This is a genomic window from Xanthomonas sp. NCPPB 2864 (assembly GCF_056675615.1).
This window is the reverse complement of the sequence record NZ_JBWWVS010000023.1, coordinates 1-4,819: the sequence shown is the minus strand read 5'-3', so window position 1 is coordinate 4,819 and position 4,819 is coordinate 1. Positions and strand designations below refer to the sequence as shown.

The 4,819-nt window shown below is 56.0% G+C and carries 7 protein-coding genes; all 7 read right to left on the bottom strand.

Annotation, left to right across the window (positions count from 1 at the left end; all coding sequences use genetic code 11):
* Positions 1-47: 47 nt before the first annotated feature.
* Complete coding sequence (locus AC1KVE_RS20965) at positions 48-515, bottom strand: hypothetical protein (RefSeq protein WP_184457883.1); 468 nt, start codon at positions 513-515, stop codon at positions 48-50.
* Between the two features lie 73 nt (positions 516-588).
* A complete protein-coding gene (locus AC1KVE_RS20960; protein WP_184457885.1) occupies positions 589-1,065 on the bottom strand; it encodes a hypothetical protein in 477 nt (158 codons plus the stop codon).
* Between the two features lie 74 nt (positions 1,066-1,139).
* Positions 1,140-1,568: a hypothetical protein gene (locus tag AC1KVE_RS20955; RefSeq protein WP_039517403.1), complete on the bottom strand. Its 429-nt coding sequence runs from the start codon at positions 1,566-1,568 to the stop codon at positions 1,140-1,142.
* Between the two features lie 968 nt (positions 1,569-2,536).
* Positions 2,537-2,839, bottom strand: a complete 303-nt coding sequence (locus tag AC1KVE_RS20950) for a hypothetical protein (protein WP_184457887.1) — start codon at positions 2,837-2,839, stop codon at positions 2,537-2,539.
* Positions 2,840-2,910: 71 nt separating this feature from the next.
* Complete coding sequence (locus AC1KVE_RS20945; protein WP_184457889.1) at positions 2,911-3,405, bottom strand: hypothetical protein; 495 nt, start codon at positions 3,403-3,405, stop codon at positions 2,911-2,913.
* Between the two features lie 17 nt (positions 3,406-3,422).
* Positions 3,423-3,818 (bottom strand): hypothetical protein, encoded by a 396-nt coding sequence (locus AC1KVE_RS20940; protein WP_184457890.1) that lies wholly within the window; start codon positions 3,816-3,818, stop codon positions 3,423-3,425.
* A gap of 478 nt (positions 3,819-4,296) precedes the next feature.
* Positions 4,297-4,605 carry a hypothetical protein gene (locus tag AC1KVE_RS20935; RefSeq protein ID WP_184457892.1) on the bottom strand — a complete coding sequence of 103 codons (309 nt, stop codon included), beginning with the start codon at positions 4,603-4,605 and terminating at the stop codon, positions 4,297-4,299.
* Positions 4,606-4,819: the final 214 nt, after the last annotated feature.

The window sequence follows — 4,819 nt, the reverse complement described above, 5'->3', positions numbered from 1 at the left end:
ACCTGAATTAAGCCGACCCGCGAAACGGGTTCGGCTTGAATGAATTGTTAGGTGCCACCCATCCGATCATTGAAGGCGCGCTCTCCATCAGCACCCCACCAAGGAACAGCAATAGATGCACCTAGTTTGCGAAGATCCCTTAGCAAGCGGATCAGCCCATCAATTTGAGCCGAACCCCACTCAGGGCCCATCCGATAGTCGAGTGTAATCCCGTCCGCATCCACCCACACCCCGACGTCCGGAATGACCGTCTCGCCCAAGGTCACATCGGCCAGGACGATATGAAATGGCTCTAAATCGCCATTAACGGCTAGCTCCGCGTCCGCCGGGCTGCTGAAGGGGCGGTCACTGTCCGTGGCCGGCACCCAGACGCGACATCCACCCACCGTCGCGTCGACGGCACCAAGGGCGAATAGATGAGCGAAGGCACGTGCAACTTGGATAGGCGAAGGGAAGTGCAGCTCAATCTCAGGGAGCGAGCCGTCATCCTCCTTAAAGTAGCGTTGCAGCTCCATGTGGCACCTAACACCTGAATTAAGCCGATCCGCGAAGCGGGTTCGGCTTGAATGAATTGTTAGCCACTAGAGGCTATGCCGAAACCGCCATCTCTAGCAAAGTCCTGGCGTAGTTGACTCCCCCGTCCGGGGCTGGCTGGGACTTCAACTCTAGTAGCGCATACCAGCAGGAGACCTTGGCTCCAACACGAAAAAGCTTGCGGTCGTGCTTTTCGTGAGCATAGATGCTCTCGAGCACGACGGTGCCATCGTCTTGTTTGAGGTTGAAAGAGTTGACGCTATCGCCCCATCGGGAGTCCTGTCCCGCGAACACCAAATCCCGGATCGTGCCGGTCACATGGACGGTTTTGATATGTCCTGATTTGATGCTTTCCCACCACTCATTTGAGCCGAACAAGCCGTTAACAGGCTTGAGTCCCAGAAATGGCTTGTCGTTGTTCAGGCTAAGGGCCTGGACGATCTGAACGTGTTCCGGATCGTCCCTGAGCTCGTTGGACAGCTCATAGACAACCGTCAACGTTGGGTCTTTGTGGTTCAGTGCGAGATGCATGTTCTAGTGGCTAACGCTTGAGTTAAGCCGACCCGCGAAGCGGCGTCGGCTTGGACGATTTGTTAGCCCCCACGCTACACCCACGGATTCTCATAGATAGTCTCCCGCAGTAGTCGGGCCGCAAAGAATGCCATTTGCTCAAGCTCTGCCTCGGTGGTTTGAGGCTTCTCAAGGAGCATGGCGTCATCCCATGGCTCGTCGATGTGCACCCATCTATTGCGGTACTTGCGCAGCGTATGCAAGTTCTCTTTCAAAGCGTTCGGAATTGGGGACAAATCTATCAGGTCTACCAAACGCTCCTTTTTTGACTGTGCATACTCAGATCGCAGGTAGGTCTCAATGCCGGACATCGCGGTGAGAATCGATGCCAAATGAGCTGAATGCACAAATGCAATGTCCGTCTCACGGACTATGACGCTACACCACTCAGAGAGGATGACGCCACCTTTAAGCAGTTCCTCGTCAAGTGCTGCCAAGTGTGACCAGCGATCATCTGGGGTCATGTGGGCTAACGCCTGAATTAAGCCGACCCGCGAAGCGGGTTCGGCTTGAATGAATTGTTAGACCTGCCAACCGCGGGGCTGGAGCCCTCAAAGTGAAACTCTACCGGAACTTGGTGGCGGCAGGCTTGCTCTCGCGACGGATAGCGCCACTGTGCTACAGCGGAAAGGATGGCGTCGTTGTAGCCAACTGGTTGGCCGCGACTGCGGCCGATGGGGTGCCGCTCCGCCGAGACAATGACCGGGGACTGCACATGCCCGGTAGGCCCAATGACAAAAGCGACTTGGGCTTTGCCAGAAAACTCATTGTGTAGCCGGGGTGGCAGCCTTGGTGCAACTGTAGCTGTAGGGGCAAGCCCGAACGAGCAGCGCGGGGGCGGCGCAGCTGAAGCGCACGCGCACAGCGCGATGCCGAGAGAAAAAACCATCAAGTTGTAGATTTCTCTCATGGCAGGTCTAACGCCGGAATTAAGCCGCGCCGCGAAGCGGCGTCGGCTTGAATGAATTGTTAGGGGGCACGCGCCGGAACCAGAACAACCATGTGCCGATACCACATGCAAACAGCCACGCAAGTAGAAACCAGAACCCAGACCGTGATTCGACTGCCGTTGTGGCTTGGCCATTCTCTTGAGCGAAGGTAATGATCTTGGGGTCGTCGAGGACGCTCGGAACGATGATATATGAGCGAGAAGATCTGACGTACTGAGATTGAGTCGAGTAGCGGGACTGGTAGGAAGCGCCCACGAGAATTGCTGATTGATCGGAGTATTGGGCGAGGCCTGTGGAAGCTGGAGGCCAAGGTGACAGCCAGCCGTACACCGCTACCACCGGGACCAGGAGCAAATAGGCAGGCATGCCGAACTTAAGCAGCATGCGGAATAGACCAACGAGAAACTTCACCAGTGCCCCCTAACGCCTGAATTAAGCCGAGCCGCGAAGCGGCTTCGGCTTGAATGAATTGTTAGGCCATATTAGCCCGCACAGTACTGATCTGTGTTCGGGAGCTCGCCGCCCAGCCAGCACCTGTGGATCTTGTAGCTAGCACGGTTGAAAGCGCTGAGGCTCTCATCGCCAGGCATGGGGTGCACTAGTTCAGTGGTGCCCGTTTGCTTGTCTATCTGAAAGGCGCCGGTGACGTATCCGAGCTGTTCGAGACGCTTGGTGCCGATCCGCCGGTATTCCGTGCAGATGAAATCATAGCAGCATACCCGCTCTGTCTCGGACTGCTTCCGGATGCCGATGTAATGCCGGTCGAGATAGTCTTCTGACTGCATGGATGTGTCCGAATGTGGCCTAAAACCTGAATTAAGCCGAGCCACGAAGCGGCTTCGGCTCGAATGAATTGTTAGCCCCCATTGGTTAGCTCAGAGGGTTGTGCCGGTGAGACCAGGTAACGAAAAACGACATAGACGGTGCCTTGCGACGAGTGGAAGTCTTTAAGCGCGGCCGCCTGATTGTAGAACTGGGTGAGACGTTCTTTCTCAGCCTCGGAAGCGTCCGAAGTCTGCATGTCAAATGTGGCAGGCTTGTCCGGTGTGAGTGTGTACCTGACCATGACACCGAAGTTGGCGTTGCTGCTGCCGAAGGAGGCCGCAGCAATTGGCTTAATACCTTTGTGGAGCCGCATGAGCTCATCGTTGTTGATGTTGCGGCCACAACGATCGTCAGGGCTCATGTACTGGAAGTTCTCCAGTTTGATGTTTGGTGCGGGCGTGCCTTGTGGCTCTGGAAGATAGATGCTCATAGCCTCACCACAGAACATCTCATCCGGCTTTGGCGCGGCGTCTGCTTGGGGCGATGTCGTTGCTAAAAGAAAAGAAAGTCCGATGGAGATGGGCATGGGGGCTAAGGCCTGAATTAAGCCGACCCGCGAAGCGGGTTCGGCTTGAATGAATTGTTAGGCCCCAACTTGCCTACCAGCCAGGCGGCAAGTTGACTTGGGCCACGGCGGTTCTCATTGGCTGAGTTGGACGCCTCACTGCACGCTGACAGGAAGAGCTGACCAACGGAGCCAAGTACTGGTAATCCGATTTCCTCCCGGAGTGCCACTCCCTGGCTAGACAGAGATAGGAGCTGCTCATTGCGCTCGCTGATCTGATGCGGTCTGACGTAGTCCGGATGGAACGCCGAGTTGAAGAAAATCATATCGCCGTGCTGCGCGGTATACGGCAGCGCATCCATAAGCAACTCGAGCAGCTCGCTTTCGGTTGCCGCGAGCTGAGTCTCTAGTTTGGCCTGGCGAGATGCTTTCATTGGGGCCTAACGCCTGAATTAAGCTGACCCGCGAAGCGGGTTCGGCTTGAATGAGTTGTTAGGGCTCACTCTCTCACATGTGCCCGCAGTCCAGCTAGGACCGCAGGCTCAGTGACGTTGAGCGCCGCCAACTGAGATGCGGATAGGTGGTATGGACCTTGAGGCAATTGTTTGTAGAGAGGCTCATTTTTTGGATTGAGCAACACCCAAACAAGGCCTGAGCGACTTGTGGCTGGCAGGCCAACCATCTGGTAGTCGGATACGATTAGGACCAGTGGCGCAGAACGCGACATGCTCCGGTATTCGTACTCGACTCCTTGAAGAGCTGACCACTCAGATTTGTTTCCGATGGAATCGGGTCCGCTACATGAAGCAAGCAGGCAAGCAGCTACTGCAATTGAGCGCCTGAAATATCTCATGTGAGCCCTAACGCCCGAATTAAGCCGACCCGCGAAGCGGGTTCGGCTTGAATGAATTGTTAGAGCCCTGCCCGCGACAGCGCATGAGTCAACTCCAACTGGTTGCAGCCATGGTCCTGCAGGATGCCGTCAGCATCTAGCACCCCAACCTCAAATCCCTCCTCAACATCCTCGTAGTAGAGCAGGCCAGATGGCAACTCCGCAACGACAAGGACCTGGCCAAAGGCACGGCTGCGCTGGAAAGGGACTGAATAAAACGGCACGCGATATGGGGCGAATGCAGCTTGCTGGGTAGGCGAGCAGCTAGGGAACTGATCGGCCACCAGCGCCTCAAGCTCAACGACTGTAATGGGCTGCCAAGTTTCCAAAGGGCTCTAACGCCTGAGTTAAGCCGAGCCGCGAAGCGGGTTCGGCTTGAATGAATTGTTAGGCCTCATGCTGAGGCTCGGCCCGACGATATGCAACATGGGCCAATGGCTCCAGAACTGTAGGCACGGGAACAGTAAGGTGCTGCTCGTCCAGTTGCCACTGCGCTGGAAAGTCAGCGATGACCTCGGCGGCGGAGCAAGAGCAACTTTCCCA

Excerpts from the sequence above, each read along its gene's own strand:
- AC1KVE_RS20945 (WP_184457889.1), bottom strand. The coding sequence starts at position 3,405 with ATGCCCATCTCCATCGGACTTTCTTTTCTTTTAGCAACGACATCGCCC.
- AC1KVE_RS20965 (WP_184457883.1), bottom strand. The coding sequence starts at position 515 with ATGGAGCTGCAACGCTACTTTAAGGAGGATGACGGCTCGCTCCCTGAG.
- AC1KVE_RS20940 (WP_184457890.1), bottom strand. The coding sequence starts at position 3,818 with ATGAAAGCATCTCGCCAGGCCAAACTAGAGACTCAGCTCGCGGCAACC.
- AC1KVE_RS20960 (WP_184457885.1), bottom strand. The coding sequence starts at position 1,065 with ATGCATCTCGCACTGAACCACAAAGACCCAACGTTGACGGTTGTCTAT.
- AC1KVE_RS20950 (WP_184457887.1), bottom strand. The coding sequence starts at position 2,839 with ATGCAGTCAGAAGACTATCTCGACCGGCATTACATCGGCATCCGGAAG.
- AC1KVE_RS20955 (WP_039517403.1), bottom strand. The coding sequence starts at position 1,568 with ATGACCCCAGATGATCGCTGGTCACACTTGGCAGCACTTGACGAGGAA.